Origin of the sequence: Veillonella sp. R32, assembly GCF_010093125.1 — a bacterium.
In the GTDB taxonomy this organism is placed as follows: Bacteria; Bacillota; Negativicutes; order Veillonellales; family Veillonellaceae; genus Veillonella_A.
In genome coordinates this window covers 23,787-41,443 of record NZ_NMZQ01000027.1, presented here as the reverse complement: position 1 = coordinate 41,443, position 17,657 = coordinate 23,787, and the positions used below count along the sequence as shown (strand labels likewise).

Here is a 17,657-nt window from a genome sequence, read left to right as displayed (position 1 = left end):
AAGGCCTCCCGCTTTTCCGTAAAATACAGTTAGCCTTTATGTTGTGGAGATAAAAATGGAGTATTGGCGGAGAAAACCATTGTTCGTAAGGCCTCCCGCTTTTCCGTAAAATACAGTCAGCCTTTATGTTGTGGAGATAAAAATGGAGTATTGGCGGAGAAAACCATTGTTCGTGAGAACTTTCTGCTTCTCCCGTAACATACAGGCAGTCTTTTAACGGTTAAGGAAAAATAAAAGCGTAGTATTGGCAGAAAAAACCATTGTTCGTAAGAACTCTGTGTTTTTGAGCCAATATTACGCTTTTATTACACCCTCAAAAAGACTGACTTATTTTACAACCCTAATCATGAATATCTCGATTTCTTCATACTGCAAATTATCATCTTTTTGTACGTCTTGACGTACATCGTTAAGTACGCTTACTTCTTGAGCGCCTAGTTCTTTAAAAATAGCCATATCCCAAGCAGGTCGTGTTTCTTGGCTAATGGCTAAGCTATTTTTAATGGCTGTACATTCATCGAGTAAGGTGGTGTCAATTTGGGCATGAACGCGACCTTCATTGCGTGTAAATTGTGTTTTGCCATAATCTGAGTCGAAATTAAGAATGACGCCTTTAGGTTTTAAGACACGAAGCCATTCTTTATAGGCCGCTTTAGGGTCTGGCAGGGTCCAGGTTAAATTACGACTTAAAATAGCATCAAAAGTTTCATCTTCATATTGAAGCTTGGTAGCATCCATCTTTTCAAACGTAGCGGTGCTATGAAAATTGGCTGCGTTACGACGGGCGTTATGTACCATTTGATGTGACATATCAATGCCGGTTACCGTATGACCGTGGCGACAAAGTAAAAAGGTAAAGAAGCCTGTACCGGTACCTACGTCTAAGATACGCAGAGGGCGCTCCAAAGGTACATGCTTGGCTAATAGGCCATGCCACGCTATGGCATTAGGACTTTTTAATTCACGGAGACGTAATTTGTTGAATGCGTCGCTACGTGTATCCCAATAAGATTCAATTCGTTCAGATATATTCATAACAGACTCCTGTTTCCCTGTGTTATATATTTACTAGTGCCTATCTAGATGTATTCGTCTATCCAGTAGTTACTATAGTAGTATAGAGAAATTTTTTATATTTCGTAAGCGGGGGTGGGGGTTATTTTTCAAATATCTATCCCCCAGGGTGGCTTTTCAAGAGCCTTTGAGATAGGTACACTAAAATAAGTACGTTAGTATTTTAGAATTATAAGATATTTTAAAGTAAAAGTTTGCTTAACGTAACGTAAAAAATATCTTAACGTGAAAAATAGATAAAAGTTAGAAATAGATAAAAGTGGAGAATAGATAATAATAGAAGCTAGCTGAAAGTAGAAGATCATGTAAAGTGGAAGAGAACTTAAAGTAAAAGAGAACTTAAAGTGAATGCTAGTTTGAATGTAACATCAAGTTATAAGCGGTTAGGAGGTGACGCCATGAAAATAGAAAAAAGAGATTGCTCAGGAACAGTGGAGACGCGTAACATAAAGGTAATGGCAGAACAACCTAAGAAGCGTAACATAAAGGCTATGGCGGAACAACCTAAAAGGAAAGCCCTATTGTTTAGTAAAGAAGGTAGTCCCCGTATAAAACAACGGCCTTGGTATAGACGAATCGGTGTCGGGCCTTTATGGCGAGCTCTATTTGTTTTATGGCTAGTAGCGACATTGACTTTTTTACTTATGCATATGACACAAGATGATGTAGTGGACATGGTATTTTCACAGCAGCAAAGTTTAAGTGTAGCTATGCAAGCTGAAAAACGAGCGGACTTAGGCTTAGATGTGTCCTTGGGCATGCAATATGTACATTGGTGGACACAACTATTACAAGGCAATTTGGGACAGTCCTTAGTGACTGGTGAAACGGTGGTACGCATTATTAGTAGTAAGTTACCAGCGACACTGGCTTTAATGGTGAGTGCTATTGCTAGTACGATTATCATTGCTTTGCCTCTTGGTCTGTGGTTGGCACATAAGGCGGGCCGTTGGCCTGATCGTTTAATTCGGGGGATTACGCTATTAGGCAATACTATGCCTAATTTTTTCACAGCCCTATTACTTTTATATGTGGTGGCGTTACAATGGGATTTATTACCTGTTGTTTCACGGCAAGGCGATTGGCGAAGTATTATATTGCCTACTCTGACCCTAACCTGGTCTATGAGCGCGAAATACATTCAACAAGTGCGCGCCTTAGCGTTAGAGGAACTACAGAAACCTTATATTATGGGGCTTCGCAGTCGGGGCCTTACGTGGTTTACCATTATGAGTCGCTATGTGAGTCTGGCAATTATGCCACCGGTGTTGACTTTATTGGCGTTGAGTTGTGGGTCACTCTTGGGGGGCGTTACCATTGTAGAATCTATTTTTATGTGGGACGGCATTGGTAAAATGGCATTTGATGCCATTACGGCACGTGATTATCCCGTTTTACAAGCCTATGTGCTGTGGGTATCTATATTTTATGTGGTGTTAAATTACAGTGTAGAGCGTTGGCAACAGCATTGGCAAACTAAGGTGTCTGGAGGTCGTGAGTATGAAGTATAATGACCGTATGACGGCTATAAATTTTGCTATAACAGGCCCAGGCAAGGATCGGTGGTATTATTGGGGGCAAGTTAGTTGGCCTTTAGTCCTATTAATCCTTTTTCTTGGCCTAGGACCCTGGCTGTGGCCGTTTAATCCGTATGAACAAGCGTTACAGCAAGCCTTACAAGCCCCAGATAGTGTACATTGGTTAGGTACTGATCAGTATGGCCGAGATGTATTGGCACGAATCTTAGCGGGCGGTCGCTTGACAGTAGGGCTTAGCTTGGCCATAACTATGAGCATTTGCTTAGGAGGCAGTTTATTGGGGTTATGGAGTGCCTTACGACAGAATTGGCTGAGCCAATTGATTATGAGTATAACCGATGTGGCGCTAGCTTTACCTGCTTTAGTGTTTGCCATTGCGATTACGGCGGTGCTAGGTGGCGGCTTAGACCATGCGGCACTCGCTTTAATTTGTGTTTTGTGGCCTAAATATGCACGTTTGGGACGCAGTTTGACGTTGCAAATTAGTAAGGCTTCATATATTCAACTCGCTCGTTTAGAAGGACAATCTGAAATGGGCATTTTACGGTACCATATAGTGCCCAATATTATAGGGCCTATTATTGTGAGGGCTGTTTTAGATTTAGGTGTTGTGCTTATGGAATTAGCAGGTTTATCCTTTCTAGGGCTAGGGGCAACGCCACCCTTGGCTGAATGGGGGAGCATGTTAAGTTTGAATCGCACCTTGTTGCAGACGGCACCATGGCTCTTATGGGGGCCAGGCTTGGCGATTATTATAACGGTCGGAGCGTTTCACTATGTGGGGGAACAGTTGCGGTCATGGTGAGTTTTGTGAAAGTGAGGATATAGTATGACAATAGCAAGAAGGACGTACAAACAATCGCTTAGGTGGTGGCGGGAGCTAGGAATACTGGCTACGCTAGGAATATGCTTGTTGGCCCTAGTTGGCTGTGGATCTGAAACAAAGCCTGCTGGGAAAATCTTGCATTATGGCACAACTGCCTATGGACCTGCCATGGAAAATGCAGGCCTTAATCCCCATGTGTCGTATCAAGGTTGGAGCGCTGTTCGCTATGGTGTGGGTGAAACGTTGGTACGTTTTACGGAGACCATGGAAGTAGCCCCCTGGTTAGCTGACTCTTGGGAGCTCGTTGATGACCATACGGTACGTTTACACATTCGTGAAGGGGTGACTTTTTCTAATGGGAAGCCGCTTACGGCAGCCATGGTAAAAACAAATTTAGAGGAATTAATACGCGACCATGATCGAGCTCCAAAGGATTTAAAAATTACCTCCATTACAGCCGAAGACCCGTATGTTACGATTCAATCAACCAATCCAGTGGCTGTACTATTGACATTTTTAGCAGATCCCTATAGCGCTATAGTAGACCTTAGCGAGGGGGCACCTAATGGGCTAGTTATTGGTACAGGGCCTTTTAAAGCGACAAAGGTGAGTGAAACGGGCGTAAGTTTAGTGCGCAATGATAACTATTGGGGTGGCCGGCCTAAATTAGATGGCGTCGAAGTGACGCGCATTACGGATGGTGATACGCTCACTATGGCCTTGCAAAAGGGGGATATTGAGGCGGCTCAAGGCTTACCTTACAGTAGTTTGAACTTATTTGTAGACCAACAAACATTTACTATTAGTTCGGCGGCCACTTCACGGGTCTATCAAGTGGCCTTTAATTTTAAAAGCCCTACTATGCAGGATAAGCGTGTTCGCGAGGCTATAGCTAGCGCGATTGATAAAGCACAGTTTGCATCTGTTTTGCTTAAAGGCAATGGCATACCAGCGGTAGGACCGTTTCCAAGTAATACTAAATTAGGGCAAATGTCGGTAGTCGCACCGTCCTATGATGTAGCGAAGGCCAAAGCTTTATTGGTGGAAGCTGGTTATCGGGATAGCGATGGTGATGGTTATGTAGATAAGAATGGAGAGCCTTTAACGCTTCGTTGGTTAACGTATACCTCGCGACAAGAGTTACCTTTATTAGCTGAGTCCGCGCAAGCAACCTTGAAACAGATTGGCATTAAAGTAGAGGTAAATGCTACGGATGCGTATAAAAGGGTGTTGAAGCAGGGCGATTTTGATGTCTTTGCTAAGGCTTTTGTAACAGCCCCAACGGGTGATGGCACATACTATTTTAAAACGAATATTATGCCTGACGCGGTAGATAATGTAGGGCAATATAATAGCCCTGAGATTGTAAGCTTAATGCAACAATTGGATGAAACGGTAGCGCCAGAGGCACGGCAAGATTTGCTACAACAAATGACAGCCCAAGTGCTTGCTGATGAGGCGGTTATTTATATAGCCCATTTGAAAATGAATTTAGTGATGAATCATAAAGTTGTGAACTTTAAAGCATATCCAACCGATTACTATGAGTTTACTAAGGATGTAGATATACAATAAGTAGAGGAGGTGAGGTAGGTGAATCAACGGAGACAGGCGAATCATAGCGGGCAGGCGAAGCATAACGAGCCGTGGCTATTAGATCTACAAGGGCTTACGGTAGCTTATGACGGGCAAGTTGTATTAAATAAATTAAAATTGCAATTACAAGCTGGTGAGAGTATCGCTATTGTAGGGCCTTCAGGAAGTGGTAAAACGACGTTATTACGCACTTTATTGGGTTTATTGCCTAGTTATAGCCAAATGGACTATGAGGTGGCTTCGTTTGATGGCACTCCTTGGCCTACCGCTGAAAAGGCTTGGCATACATTACGGGGGCGGGCTATTGTGTATGTGCCACAAGAGTCGCAGGCTTCGTTGAGTCCTGTAAAAACTATAGAAGCACAATGTCGTGATGTAGCTAAGGTTCTTCACTTATCCTGGGGCGAGGCGCAAGAACGGATACGCCACATATTGCCACAATTAGATTTACCAAGTACTGTATTACAGCAAAGGCCTAGCGAGTTATCTGGTGGCATGGCACAGCGAGTGGTGATGTTATTAGCGCTGTTACCGCAGCCAAAGTTAATTGTGGCGGATGAACCGACAGCGAATTTAGATGTAGTGCGACAACAACAAATGGTAGCCTTGCTCCGGCAAGTGCAGGATCAAAGTGGCGCGGCATTGGTATTTGTGACGCATCAATTGGAGTTAGCGGTTCATTTGAGCCATACCATTTATGAGATGAAAGAGGGGCAATTAGAAAAACGGGACGTAAAAGAGAATTTACTACAAACAAGTCGAAGTAATCCCTGTTCTGAAAATATAAATCTTGAAAATGCAAACTCTATAAAAAGGAGTGCTGCGAAAACCTTTGAGGTGCCATCAAAGATTACTTCTGTTTCAGAGACTCCTTTATTATCTGTAACCGATGTATCCGTGGCCTATGAAGAGACTGAGCCTGTATTACAAAATATATCCTTAAGGCTGGGAGCTGGCGACTGGATTGCCTTAATGGGCCTTAGCGGGGCAGGGAAAAGTACGTTTTTTAATACTTTAATAGGTCTACAACCGGTACAACAGGGGCTGATTACTTATGGGGGAACACCTTTGCAGGCCTTTACTCGAGCCGAACTTGGGCAGATTGTGCAACCCATTTTACAGAATCCTCAAAGCTCTTTTAATCCACGGCAGACTATCGGTTGGAGTATTGGCGAAGCTTTGCGGTCTCAGACTAGGCGTAGCGGTTCTAAAGGCTGGCATAGTTTTTGTAATGAGGGGCCTTTTTCAGCTGGTTCAGATACTAGTTCATGGACTGGTGATACCATCGTTTCAAAAGTAGCTAACTTATTAGCTCAGGTGCAATTACCGAAGTCGTATGCAAAGCGCTATCCTCATGAATTAAGTGGTGGTGAATGCCAGCGAGCAGCCTTGGCGAGAGCCTTAAGTTGTGAACCACAATTACTGCTTTGCGATGAAATTACATCAGCATTAGATCCCGCAGTACGCCTTGAAATTATGCAAGTATTGCAGAACCTTCGGCAACAACGACACTTAGCGGGATTAGTGATTACTCATGATTTACAGGTGGCTACAACACTTTGTGATTATATTTACGTGTTAGAAGCCGGTCAAATTGTGGAACGCGCCAATGCTAGCGAATTGGTAAAGAAACCACAATCTAAAACAGCACAACGGCTGGTACAAGCGTATGCAAATTGGCAGGACCTAGGCAAGTAGTTTAGTGTCTTTTCATTTGTATACGGCGTAAATAATTATGAAAAAGATAATGTAAATGATATGATCACCAGATAGGGCTTTCGAAGGAGGGCTTGCTAGATGTGATATAATAAATACATAAAGTAGCGAAATGTATGTATAAGGTGGTGAAAGAATGAGCCAAGAATCCCATGAACTGTTGCATGCTATGGGTATTGCCCATGATCATACGGCAGAGTCTGTGACTGAGCAGGCCCCTCTTCAGGAGCATATTCATAATCATGACCATAGTCACGATGAGGTGGTGGCCGCACTTCATAGCCATGGACATAGTCACTCTCATACGCAAACAAAGGCTGTTCTTAATCGCCTATCTCGAATTGTTGGTCATTTAGAATCAGTTAAACGGATGGTGGAAAGTGGCCGAGATTGCAGTGAAGTATTAGTACAACTGGCTGCGGTAGGGTCTGCCGTAAAGAGCGTAAGCCGCGTTGTCATGAAGGATCATATTGAACATTGCATAGTTGATGCAGTTAAAAATAATGATACGGAAACCTTGAAAAAACTAAACGAAGCGATTGATCGTTTTATTAAATAACAATAAAGCCCCGCCCTCATTAGGTAAGCTATGGTTCCTAATGAGAGCGGGACTTTTTAATGTTATAGGGCTGTATGATTTATTTAATGTGTTTACTACCACGTTCGGTCATTGGTACATGATCTTTACAAAGTGGGCAGTCATCTGGTTGGTAGGTTGGCACGGTTAAGTTTAATAAAGCTTGAACTTTTTCATTAGGAATGCCAAAGTCTGCTTTACCACCACTACGATTGACTAATAAGCCAACGCCAACGATTTCGCCTTGGGAGGCTTTTACTACATCAACCACTTCGCGTACAGACCCACCGGTGGTTACAATATCTTCAACGATAAGAACGCGTGTGCCTGGCTTGATGCGGAAACCGCGACGCAAGGTCATGACACCTTTTTCACGTTCCGTAAAGATGGCACGTGTACCAAGGGCTTTGCCCACTTCATGGGCCAATAAAATGCCGCCCGTCATAGGTCCAATTACGAGTTCCACGTTTTGGTCTTTGAAACGGGCTGCTAATTCTTGGCAAAGGCGTTCCGTGTATTTAGGATGTTGCAATACATTAAATTTTTCTACATACATTGGGCTATGAAGTCCAGAGGTAAGGAGAAAATGGCCTTCTAAAATAGCTTTAGTGTCGATTAATAATTGTTTTACTTCTTGTTCTGTCATCATGCGTTGATAGCCTCCATTTCTTCAACAATTAAACGAACCGCTTCTTGCGGATTATCAGCTTTCGTAATAGGACGGCCAATGACCAATTGGGAAGCACCATCTAAAAGCGCACTCTTAGGCGTGGCAATTCGTTTTTGATCATTAGCAGCTGCAAATGCCGGACGAATACCCGGTGTTACGATGAGAAAATCGTCGCCACAAGCTTCACGAATGGCTTTGGCTTCTAAGGGGGACGCTACTACGCCATCCATGCCCGATGCTTTGGCTAATTTAGCTAGACGTAGTACTTGGTCACGAATTGGTAGTTGACCACCGATAGCTGTCCAGGCCTCATCATCAAAACTGGTTAAGACGGTAACCGCTAATAGCTTAGGCCGTTCTACTTGAAGTGCTTCGGCTGCTTCTGTAGCGGCTTTGGCAGCGGCGGCCATCATGACAGGGCCTCCTTGGGCATGCAATGTAATTAGTTTAGCCCCTAGGTGAGTTAATGATGTGACCCCTTGGGCTACGGTGTTAGGAATATCATGTAATTTTAAATCAAGAAATACGGACTTTCCTTGCTCTTGAAGATACGATACTGTTTGCGCGCCTGCTGCATAAAATAATTCCATGCCTACTTTGTAGTAGGAAACACTATCGCCTAACGTGGTTACTAATTGGGTAACTTGATCCATTGTTGCCACATCTAAGGCAACAATTAGTCTGTCATCTGCCATGGTGAGCCTCCTTAATCGTGTCCATATATAGATATATTCAAATAATTTTTACATAAAAACTAGGTAAAGTCAATTAAAACTTGTTAAGGTGCGATATGCTTTAGACTTTCTTTTATTATACTGCTTTTGGCAGCAGGCTGGCTATGAGGATTGCTGTTTTATACGTTGAAATTTTGAAAAAATATGAGTATCATAAAAATATAGAGAATTTTTAATGTGATACAATGTGATGAATGGAGTGATGAACATGGCAGTTGGTAATCGTGTGTACTTGAAACGTCCTATGATAAGTGATGAATTACTTAATGAATTTAAAGGTATTCCGGCCGCTAATGTAGCCGATTGCATGGGGCGACTAAGTGCATTACATCCTCGTATTTCTTTGAAATCAGCACCAAAACAACCTGTAACCGTTGGTCGAGCCTTAACGGTAAAAACTCGTGGTGGTGATAATTTAATGATTCACAAAGCTCTAAATATAGCGGAACCAGGGGATGTTATTATGGTGTCGAATGATGGTGGTTCTGAATATCGCGCTTTGATGGGTGAAATCATGTTTGGCTATGCCATGTATAAACAAATTGCCGGCGTTGTGATTGATGGCCCTATTCGTGATAGTGATGCGGTGGCAACAATGAATTTACCTGTCTATGCAAATGGTACTAATCCAGCGGGGCCTTATAAAAATGGGACTGGCGAAATCAATACCCCTATCGCCTGTGGTGGTATTTCAGTTAATCCAGGTGATTTAATTGTTATGGACCAAGACGGTGTTATTGTAGTACCTTGGCAAGATGCGGCTGAAATTATCGATAGTGCTAAGAAGCTGCAAGCTGTGGATGCTGAAAACGTGCATGCTGCTTTAACGGGGACGGCTGAGCGGCAGTGGATTGAAGACCAGTTAAAAGAACAGGGCACGGAGATAATTGATGGACAATATTAATTGATAGGGCTTTTCTTCGCTAATCCTATGGCTGTCTTGTTTGAGATGTCTGTAAAATTTGTCCTGTAACATTAAATGGGAGAATATAGTTAATGTTACTGGGGATAAAAGAAAGGGTTGCTTGTTGTGTACGATTTGCGACTTTATGTCGTTAGGCGTAACAACGAGTAACCCTTTTTGGTTATTAGGCAAGCGTATTTATACTAGATTTTGTGGTGTACCGGCTTCCCACTGTTTTATGTTTTCAATGACAATGTCAGCTCTTGTTTCAAGAGCTTCTTTACTAGCAAAGGCAACGTGAGGCGTTAAAACGGTATTCTTCGCATGGCAAAGTGGATGAGCCGCTGGAATAGGAGGTTCCGTTTCAAAAACATCAATGCCAGCACCGGCTAGACGGCCTTCGTTGAGGGCGGCCGCTAAGGCTTCACTATCTACCACAGGACCGCGGGCTGTATTGATTAATACAGCGGTAGGTTTCATAAGTTTAATTGTTTCGGCATCAACGAGGCCCTTCGTTTCATCAGTAAGAGGTGTATGCAAGGATACAAAATCTGCTTGACGGAATAATTCGTCCTTGCTGACAAAAGTAACGCCCTTTTCAATTAAATCTGGTTTTTCACTACGATTGTAGGCGATAACACGGCAGCCAAAGGCAAGGGCGATTTCAGCTACTCGTTTGCCGATAGCACCAGTGCCAACGACACCGAAGGTTTTACCAAATAATTCAAAGCCTACAAGACCGGCTTTAGTGCCTTCATGGCGACTTTGATGATCACAAGGAACGATGTTACGGCATACGGAAATAGCAAGGCCAAAGGCTAATTCAGCGACTGCATTAGTGGAATAACCAGCCGCATTACATACGGTAATATTACGTTCGCGGCAAGCCTTTAAATCTACATGATCTACGCCAGTGAAGGCAATAGAAATCATTTTTAAATTAGGACATTGGCGGATAATATCGCCGGATAATTTTTGATTCGCTAAGATTAATACATCAGCTTCTTTGACACGTTCTAATAATTTAGTTTGATCTAACTCTTGCGTTTCTGGGTAGAAGAATTCATGACCTGCTGCTTTGAGTGGGGCTGAAACAGCTTCAATTTTGGCGGTTGATACGCCTAATGGTTCCATTACGATAATTTTCATGGTATCACCTCATAAGATTAAGATTGCCAAATAAATGGCATTAAGAGTGAAAAAGACTACTTATTGACTCTATTATACGCCAAAAGATAAGAGCATTCAAACAAAGTGATGACTTTCATAAATTTTGTTATACAATATTCTATTTCAAAGTAAAGTTGCTATTTTGTAAAAAAGGTGTAAAATATAAAGTAATTTTAAAAAAAGTTTAAACAATTTATAAACTGATGAAAGCGGAGTTAGGAAGCTATTACTTAATAAATGGATTTGTTTAATTTTTAATAGGTATAGGGTGTTTATGTTAAAAATATTAAAAGTAAAATTTAGGGGGATGGCATGCAAGATAGTTTTGTAGTTGATTCATTATTTGAATATCATTTGGTCGAGGCTTCGCGAGAACATCCAACAGATAGGGTGTTCTCTTTTGTTTTTGATAGTAAAGAATATTTTGTGAAACGTCATGTACGCAATAAGCGGTGGCGTTTACGTTTAGGTGGGCAACACGGCTATGATCGTGAAGTCCGTAAAATGAAAGCGGTTGCTAAGGCTTGCGGCTTAGCGCCTCAAGTTGTGGTAGATACACCAGATTATTTTGTTACCCTTAGCGGGGGCGATACGCTAGCTCATTGGTTACATCCGGAACAAACCGATGAGCAAGCTATGGAAGAGGCTTTTTATGCAGCAGGACAAAGTTTAGCTAAGCTTCATGCCGCTGGTTTCAGTCATGGTCGACCTGTATTACGAGATATTGTGTATGATAGGGAAGAAGGGCAGGTTCAGTTTTTAGATTGGGAAAATGATTACCATTTAAGATGGATGGACGATAAGGTGATGGATCTTTTATTATTTATTCATGGTTATTTTCGTGAGGAAGTAGTACGGCCTAATGCGTTAAATGCCGCGGTGACAGGATATACCAATACGCCTGGTGGGCAAGTGACGTTTCAAAAATTGCAGAAGTTTTTCAAAAACAAACCATACCTGATGAAAAGCCTGCACTGGCTGGCTCGTTTTGGTTGGATTGATTTGGTAGCCCTTACTATGACAAACGACTATCTTTTGACAATGGACATAATGAAAATTCTATAGACGTAAGATGCTATTTACGGTAGTAAGAATGGGGTTAAACTATTAGTAAATGCATAGTAAATATGCGGAAAGTTTATCTAATTCCTATTTGAAAATAGGACATTTAAGATGCTATACTACAAAGAGACATCACTCACAACCATGAACGGCATGGTCGATGTCCATTCCGACAGAGGTCGGAGTATTTGAATACATAACTAGTATTAATTGTGTGAGGTGCAAAATTATGAGTTTCGAAAGTCGATTCCAACATATTGATCGTCGTGTGCCAATTGCTGAAGATAATATTGCGATTGTTCATGATTTAGAAAAATGTAAGAACTGTACATTATGTCGTCGTGCTTGTGCCGACGTTATGGGTGTACTTGACTACTATGATTTAGAATCCACAGGGGATAAACCTATCTGTGTTCATTGTGGTCAATGTGCCGCTGCGTGCCCATTCGATTCTATGAATGAACGTAGTGAATTAGATCAAGTAAAAGCAGCGATTGCTGATCCAGATAAAATTGTTGTAATCCAAACGGCGCCAGCAGTGCGTGTTGGTATTGGTGAAGAATTTGGTTATGAACCAGGTTCCTTCTTAGAAGGTAAAATGATTGGTGCTCTTCGTGCTTTAGGTGCTGACTATGTAGTTGACACTAACTTTGGTGCGGATTTAACCATCATGGAAGAAGCGAACGAATTAATTGAACGTGTTATCAACGGTCATGGCGAATTGCCACAATTCACTAGTTGTTGTCCAGCTTGGGTAAAATTTGCTGAAACGTATTACCCAGAATATTTACCAAATATTTCTACAACTCGTAGCTGTATTGCTATGGAAGCAGCTGTGCTTAAAACCTATTTCGCTGAAAAGATGAAATTGGATCCTGAAAAAATTGTATCCGTAAGTGTAGCGCCATGTACAGCTAAGAAATTTGAAATTCGTCGTCCAGAACAGAATAAATCTGCTGAATACTGGGGCAAAGAAGAACTTCGCGATACTGACTACTGCATCACGACTGGTGAATTTGCTAAATGGATTCGTGAATCTGGCGTAGATTTCACACAAGTGGAAGAATCCACTATGGATAAATATATCGGTGCTGAAACAGGTGGTAGTGTTATTTTCTGTAACACTGGTGGCGTAATGGAAGCAGCTATGCGTAGCGCTTACAAATTCATCACTGGTAATGAACCATCTCCAGAACCTTTCACTAACTTACAAGATGTACGTGGTATGGAAGGTGTTAAAGAAGCAGACGTTGAAATCGGCGGTAAAACATTAAAAGTGGCTGTTGTTCATGGCGGCAAAAATATCCGTGATTTCTTAGATAATATGAAAGCTACTGGTAAGAAATATGATTTCATCGAAATGATGGCTTGCCGTGGTGGTTGTATTGGTGGCGGCGGTCAGCCACGTGTTAAAATGCCAGTAGCAGATAAAGTAAAATCCGCTCGTATTGAAGGTATTTACAAAGCTGACGCTGAAATGAAACTTCGTTCTAGCTATGAAAATCCTGAAATCAAAGCTATTTATGAAGAATTCTTGGGTAAACCATTAGGTGAACGTTCCGAAGAGTTATTACATACTCATTATACGGATCGTAGTGCTGATTTAGGTGTTCGTAAAGATGTAACGCCTGAAACATGCCCAACATCCCCTAAATTCAAAAAGCCTGAATAAGAGGGCCTAATAGGAGAGCATTGAATACTTGTGTTAGTCACAGGATTCAATGCTCTTTTTGTATAGTACGTCTGTAGTTGACAGGTATCTCCGCTTTGAAGTATTATAATATATATCTAAAGGGTGATGTTTATTACCTAGATAATTATAATTGTATAGTATCATCTAGAGCAGCTGAGGGAACTGGCCCAGTGATGCTGCGGCAACCTGCTTACTTATTTAGGGTAATAAGCAAGGTGCTAAGTCCAACGGGAAACCGGCAGATGATAAGACTGTAAGTCGTCATTTGTTGACGGCTTTTTTGTTTATCTGCCAAATTTGAGAGGAGATTGAGAATATGAATAACGCAAAACAGACAATTGGGAAAGGTCCGTTTCATTATGATGTAGTAGGGAGTTTTTTACGACCTGATTCGGTGAAAACGGCCCGTCAAGAAGTAGAAGCCGGTACAATGAGTAAAGCCGAACTTCGTAACGTAGAAGATGTGGCGATTCGCGATTTAATTGATAAAGAGTTAGCAGTGGGCTTAAAAGCTGTAACGGACGGTGAATTTCGCCGCGCTTATTGGCATTTAGATTTCTTAGAACAATTAGTAGGGGTTGAACGTATTAAAGCAGATCATTGGTCAGTTGCTTTTAAGGGACATCAGCCAAAAGCAGCGACTCTTAAAATTGTAGGAGATATTGACTTCCCTGATAATCATCCATTTTTGGAGGATTTTAAATTTGTGAAAGCCACCGTTGGTGATCAAGCGATTGTTAAATTTACCATTCCATCACCTTCTATGCTTCACTTAATTTGTTGTGTTCGCGAAGAACATTATGAACCGATTCCACAGTATGAAAAGGAAGAGACTTTGTTTGAAGCGATTGCCAAAGCTTATCGTAAGGCCATTCAAGCTTTTTATCAAGCCGGTTGCCGTTATTTACAATTGGATGATACCTCTTGGGGTGAATTCTGTGATGAAACTAAGCGTAAAGAATATGCAGTTCGTGGCTTAGATTTACAATATATTGCTAAAAAATATGTGGAAGTTATTAATTATGCATTAGAAGGGAAACCAGATGATTTAGCCGTGACCATGCACATTTGCCGCGGTAACTTCCGTTCTACGTGGTTCTCTTCGGGTGGTTATGAACCAATTGCAGAGACCTTGTTTGGTCATTGCAACATTGATGGTTTCTTTTTAGAGTATGACTCTGATCGAGCTGGTGGTTTTGCACCGCTTCGTTTTATAAAGAATCAGAAAGTTGTATTAGGTTTAGTTACCTCGAAATTCCCAGAACTTGAAAAAGAAGAAGATTTATTAGCGCGCATTGAAGAAGCGACTTTATATGTACCAAAAGAACAATTAGCCTTAAGTCCACAATGTGGTTTTGCATCTACCGAAGAAGGTAATAATTTGACGGAAGACGAGCAGTTTGCTAAGCTCGCCTTGATTAAACGTGTGGCAGAGAAGGCTTGGGGGCCTTATGAAGAGTGATGAATGTAACAATGGCAGAGAAAAAATCAAAGAAACAGAAAGTGTCAAAGAAAATGTCCAGGATAATGTAAACAATAGTGTAAAGAATAATGTAAAGAATAATGTAAAGAATAATGGTAAGGGCTGGGAAGCGTTTCGTTATGCCTTTCCCCTGACGGTACCTATTTGTGCTAGTTTTCTATTTTTAGGTATATCCTATGGCTTGTATGCTGTAGGCCAAGGGTTACCTTGGTATTTACCCTTTCTTATGAGTGCAACGATTTTTGCAGGTTCCATGGAGTTTGTTACTGTTGCCTTATTGGCCGCTCCTTTTGATCCTTTAGGGGCCTTTGTACTAGCCTTTATGGTAAACGGACGACATATCTTTTATGGTTTGACCATGCTCACACGGTATGGCCCCTTAGATTGGAAAAAGTATCCACTCATTTATGGTATGTGTGATGAAACTTTTGCCATTAATGCGACGATTAACTTACCGAGCCAAATTGACAAGGGTTGGTTTTACTTACATGTGACGTGGTTAAATTATTTATATTGGGTAGGTGGTGTTGCTCTTGGTGCTGTGGGCAGCCATTTTCTAACCTTTGATATGAAAGGTATTGAATTTATTTTAACGGCTTTATTTGCGGTTATCTTCTTAGATATGCTTTTGACGGCTAAGAAATATCAGTCTGGATTAATCGGTTTGGCCGTAGCTCTCAGTATGCTCTATGTATTGGGGCCTAATCTGTTTATATTACCTGCCATGCTAGTGATGGTGCTGATATTTTGTGGGCTTTTTTGGTGGGACTCTAAGGACAGAAGGGAGAGTGAACTATGAGCAGTTGGGACATAGCAATTACGATTGGTGCTGTAGTATTAGGGACCATGGCCACACGGTTCACTCCTTTTTTGATTTTTTCTAAAACGAGTAAACCACCAGCTATTATTACGTATTTAGGGGCTGTTTTACCAGCTGCTGTTATGGGGCTATTAGTAGTATATTCTTTAAAAGATGTGACACTATGGACATATCCTCATGGTTTGCCTGAACTGTTAGCTATTCTGGCTTTAGTCGTGATTCATTTAGTCAAACGTAATATGTTACTCAGTATTGCCACAGGTACTATTGTATATATGCTACTCATTCAGCAAGTATTTATAAAATGAGCAATATTTAGTAAACATAATAATTGTAAAGTGATGATTTATTGGTATTTTTGCTCTTTTTGTAAAATTTAAAGACGACCTATGCAAAAACGCTATAGCCCGATTCCTCTAGCATTAACTAAGAGAATCGGGCTTTTATTATGTAAGTATAGGGTAAAAGAAGGGTAAATCTAAAATGTATATGTTAATAAAGCATAGTAAATATGTTGTAAAAACATTCTTGTTGTTGTATTATGATGTTGAAGAAGTTACGAAAACGATTTCGTAAATCGATACACATTATATTGTGAGTATCGTGTGACTTCAAGTTAGTGTTAGGTTTATGCTCACCAGGGCTTAAACAAGTTCGTGTATGGAGTAGCCTTAGTGCTTACCTTTTATACGCAAGATACGAAAGGAGGCTGCTATATGGGTAAAGTAACGATTGCCGATGTAGCTGAACGCACAGGGTTTTCAAAGACCACAATTTCTAGATACTTAAATGGTAAATATGAATATATGTCGGCGGCCACGCGCGAACGAATTAGTGAAGTGATTAAGGCCATTGAATATAAACCCAATAAAATGGCTCGTAGTTTGCGCTTGCAACAAAGTCATATGATTGGTGTTATTGTGTCAGATATTTCAAGTCCTTTCTCTGCTATTCTTTACTCAGGAATTGCTGATTGGTGTGAGGAACATGGTTTTACCGTTTTATTGGCGGATGCAGCGGATGACCCTCAGAAGGAACGGCGCTATATTCAATCTATGATTGCTCAAGGCGTAGATGGGGTAGTTATTAATGCCACTGGTGCTGAGGTAGCGTATTTAAATGAAGTAAATCGTTCGGTGATGCCTGTTGTGTTAGCGGACCGGCCAGTTGCTGGTTGTGACTGTGACTTAGTATCGTCTGATACGAAGCGCATTACTGGTGATAGCTTAGACTTATTACTTCGTAAAGGTTACGAGCGCATTTTGTTTGCTACGCGTCGTGTCGGAACTAATGGGATTCGTCGGGAACGGTTTGATGAATTTGTAAAACAATATGAAGCTAAAACAGGCCGGGAAGCGCTGACCTTAGAATATGACAAGACGACGAAAGCCAGCTTGGCTAATATGGTGATGACTCAGTTAGAGGCTGCCCGCGAAGCTAAGGAACGGCTGGCTGTATTTGCTGGTAATGGGGTAGTACTTAGTGATATTGCTAAAATTACACGGCAATATGGGTTAAGTATTCCTAAAGACTTAGGTGTTTATAGTTATGATAACTGGACCTGGATGGATGTTATTGGGCCAGGTATCTCCGTTGTTGAACTACCTACCTATGAAATTGGCCAAGAATGTGCTCGTTTGTTAGTAGGTCGCATTAAGGAATTTTTAGAAGACAATGCGGAAGAAACGTTGCCACAACAAACTGTGATTTTGCCTTGTTCCATTGTGGAGCGCCAATCTTTATAGGACTTTGTTAGTAAGCTTGCATATAGTGTTTCGTTAGGTAATAATGAGC

The 17,657-nt window shown here is 41.3% G+C and carries 16 protein-coding genes and 1 riboswitch; of the genes, 12 read left to right on the top strand and 4 right to left on the bottom strand.

Annotated features, from left to right (window positions below):
* Positions 1-327: 327 nt before the first annotated feature.
* A complete protein-coding gene (locus tag VER_RS07020) occupies positions 328-1,035 on the bottom strand; it encodes a class I SAM-dependent methyltransferase (protein ID WP_162100152.1) in 708 nt (235 codons plus the stop codon).
* 437 nt (positions 1,036-1,472) lie between these two features.
* Here VER_RS07020 and VER_RS07015 point away from each other — a divergent pair, with 437 nt between their 5' ends.
* The 5 genes from VER_RS07015 to VER_RS06995 all read left to right on the top strand — a co-directional run bounded on the left by VER_RS07015 (position 1,473) and on the right by VER_RS06995 (position 7,309).
* Positions 1,473-2,585, top strand: coding sequence for an ABC transporter permease (locus VER_RS07015; RefSeq protein ID WP_162100151.1), 1,113 nt, complete (start codon positions 1,473-1,475; stop codon positions 2,583-2,585).
* A complete protein-coding gene (locus VER_RS07010) occupies positions 2,575-3,417 on the top strand; it encodes an ABC transporter permease (RefSeq protein WP_238390173.1) in 843 nt (280 codons plus the stop codon). Before VER_RS07015 ends, VER_RS07010 begins: the two co-directional genes overlap by 11 nt.
* Before the next feature lie 24 nt (positions 3,418-3,441).
* On the top strand, positions 3,442-5,013 hold the full coding sequence (locus VER_RS07005) for an ABC transporter substrate-binding protein (protein ID WP_162100150.1): 1,572 nt from the start codon (positions 3,442-3,444) through the stop codon (positions 5,011-5,013).
* Positions 5,014-5,031: 18 nt separating this feature from the next.
* The gene (locus VER_RS07000; RefSeq protein WP_162100149.1) at positions 5,032-6,732 is read left to right on the top strand and encodes an ABC transporter ATP-binding protein; all 1,701 of its coding nucleotides are present in this window, start codon (positions 5,032-5,034) and stop codon (positions 6,730-6,732) included.
* Positions 6,733-6,886: 154 nt separating this feature from the next.
* Positions 6,887-7,309: a metal-sensing transcriptional repressor gene (locus VER_RS06995; RefSeq protein WP_202922144.1), complete on the top strand. Its 423-nt coding sequence runs from the start codon at positions 6,887-6,889 to the stop codon at positions 7,307-7,309.
* A 79-nt stretch (positions 7,310-7,388) separates the two neighbouring features.
* On the opposite strand, the gene pyrE is transcribed toward VER_RS06995, so the two are convergent.
* Complete coding sequence (pyrE, locus tag VER_RS06990; protein WP_162100148.1) at positions 7,389-7,976, bottom strand: orotate phosphoribosyltransferase; 588 nt, start codon at positions 7,974-7,976, stop codon at positions 7,389-7,391.
* Complete coding sequence (gene pyrF / locus VER_RS06985) at positions 7,973-8,692, bottom strand: orotidine-5'-phosphate decarboxylase (RefSeq protein ID WP_162100147.1); 720 nt, start codon at positions 8,690-8,692, stop codon at positions 7,973-7,975. Before pyrF ends, pyrE begins: the two co-directional genes overlap by 4 nt.
* 247 nt (positions 8,693-8,939) lie before the next feature.
* Here pyrF and VER_RS06980 point away from each other — a divergent pair, with 247 nt between their 5' ends.
* Positions 8,940-9,635 carry an RraA family protein gene (locus VER_RS06980; protein ID WP_162100146.1) on the top strand — a complete coding sequence of 232 codons (696 nt, stop codon included), beginning with the start codon at positions 8,940-8,942 and terminating at the stop codon, positions 9,633-9,635.
* Between the two features lie 198 nt (positions 9,636-9,833).
* Here VER_RS06980 and VER_RS06975 read toward each other — a convergent pair whose 3' ends face one another.
* Positions 9,834-10,784, bottom strand: a complete 951-nt coding sequence (locus VER_RS06975; RefSeq protein WP_162100145.1) for a 2-hydroxyacid dehydrogenase — start codon at positions 10,782-10,784, stop codon at positions 9,834-9,836.
* Between the two features lie 333 nt (positions 10,785-11,117).
* Here VER_RS06975 and VER_RS06970 point away from each other — a divergent pair, with 333 nt between their 5' ends.
* From VER_RS06970 to VER_RS06945, 6 genes are all read left to right on the top strand, one after another.
* Positions 11,118-11,870, top strand: a complete 753-nt coding sequence (locus tag VER_RS06970; RefSeq protein WP_162100144.1) for a hypothetical protein — start codon at positions 11,118-11,120, stop codon at positions 11,868-11,870.
* Between the two features lie 226 nt (positions 11,871-12,096).
* Positions 12,097-13,539 carry a [FeFe] hydrogenase, group A gene (locus VER_RS06965; protein ID WP_162100143.1) on the top strand — a complete coding sequence of 481 codons (1,443 nt, stop codon included), beginning with the start codon at positions 12,097-12,099 and terminating at the stop codon, positions 13,537-13,539.
* 158 nt (positions 13,540-13,697) lie between these two features.
* A riboswitch (SAM riboswitch) is annotated at positions 13,698-13,809 on the top strand.
* 67 nt (positions 13,810-13,876) lie between these two features.
* Positions 13,877-15,022 carry a 5-methyltetrahydropteroyltriglutamate--homocysteine S-methyltransferase gene (locus tag VER_RS06960; protein ID WP_162100142.1) on the top strand — a complete coding sequence of 382 codons (1,146 nt, stop codon included), beginning with the start codon at positions 13,877-13,879 and terminating at the stop codon, positions 15,020-15,022.
* On the top strand, positions 15,012-15,842 hold the full coding sequence (locus VER_RS06955) for an AzlC family ABC transporter permease (protein WP_162100141.1): 831 nt from the start codon (positions 15,012-15,014) through the stop codon (positions 15,840-15,842). The genes VER_RS06960 and VER_RS06955 overlap by 11 nt, the downstream gene beginning before the upstream one ends.
* Entirely contained in the window at positions 15,839-16,171 is a 333-nt protein-coding gene (locus VER_RS06950; RefSeq protein ID WP_162100140.1) for a branched-chain amino acid transporter permease, read from the top strand. The genes VER_RS06955 and VER_RS06950 overlap by 4 nt, the downstream gene beginning before the upstream one ends.
* Before the next feature lie 408 nt (positions 16,172-16,579).
* Positions 16,580-17,608 (top strand): LacI family DNA-binding transcriptional regulator, encoded by a 1,029-nt coding sequence (locus VER_RS06945; protein WP_162100139.1) that lies wholly within the window; start codon positions 16,580-16,582, stop codon positions 17,606-17,608.
* Positions 17,609-17,657: the final 49 nt, after the last annotated feature.

Excerpts from the sequence above, each read along its gene's own strand:
- VER_RS07020 (WP_162100152.1), bottom strand. The coding sequence starts at position 1,035 with ATGAATATATCTGAACGAATTGAATCTTATTGGGATACACGTAGCGAC.
- VER_RS07015 (WP_162100151.1), top strand. The coding sequence starts at position 1,473 with ATGAAAATAGAAAAAAGAGATTGCTCAGGAACAGTGGAGACGCGTAAC.
- VER_RS07010 (WP_238390173.1), top strand. The coding sequence starts at position 2,575 with ATGAAGTATAATGACCGTATGACGGCTATAAATTTTGCTATAACAGGC.
- VER_RS07005 (WP_162100150.1), top strand. The coding sequence starts at position 3,442 with ATGACAATAGCAAGAAGGACGTACAAACAATCGCTTAGGTGGTGGCGG.
- VER_RS06995 (WP_202922144.1), top strand. The coding sequence starts at position 6,887 with ATGAGCCAAGAATCCCATGAACTGTTGCATGCTATGGGTATTGCCCAT.
- pyrE (WP_162100148.1), bottom strand. The coding sequence starts at position 7,976 with ATGATGACAGAACAAGAAGTAAAACAATTATTAATCGACACTAAAGCT.
- pyrF (WP_162100147.1), bottom strand. The coding sequence starts at position 8,692 with ATGGCAGATGACAGACTAATTGTTGCCTTAGATGTGGCAACAATGGAT.
- VER_RS06980 (WP_162100146.1), top strand. The coding sequence starts at position 8,940 with ATGGCAGTTGGTAATCGTGTGTACTTGAAACGTCCTATGATAAGTGAT.
- VER_RS06975 (WP_162100145.1), bottom strand. The coding sequence starts at position 10,784 with ATGAAAATTATCGTAATGGAACCATTAGGCGTATCAACCGCCAAAATT.
- VER_RS06970 (WP_162100144.1), top strand. The coding sequence starts at position 11,118 with ATGCAAGATAGTTTTGTAGTTGATTCATTATTTGAATATCATTTGGTC.
- VER_RS06965 (WP_162100143.1), top strand. The coding sequence starts at position 12,097 with ATGAGTTTCGAAAGTCGATTCCAACATATTGATCGTCGTGTGCCAATT.
- VER_RS06960 (WP_162100142.1), top strand. The coding sequence starts at position 13,877 with ATGAATAACGCAAAACAGACAATTGGGAAAGGTCCGTTTCATTATGAT.
- VER_RS06955 (WP_162100141.1), top strand. The coding sequence starts at position 15,012 with ATGAAGAGTGATGAATGTAACAATGGCAGAGAAAAAATCAAAGAAACA.
- VER_RS06950 (WP_162100140.1), top strand. The coding sequence starts at position 15,839 with ATGAGCAGTTGGGACATAGCAATTACGATTGGTGCTGTAGTATTAGGG.
- VER_RS06945 (WP_162100139.1), top strand. The coding sequence starts at position 16,580 with ATGGGTAAAGTAACGATTGCCGATGTAGCTGAACGCACAGGGTTTTCA.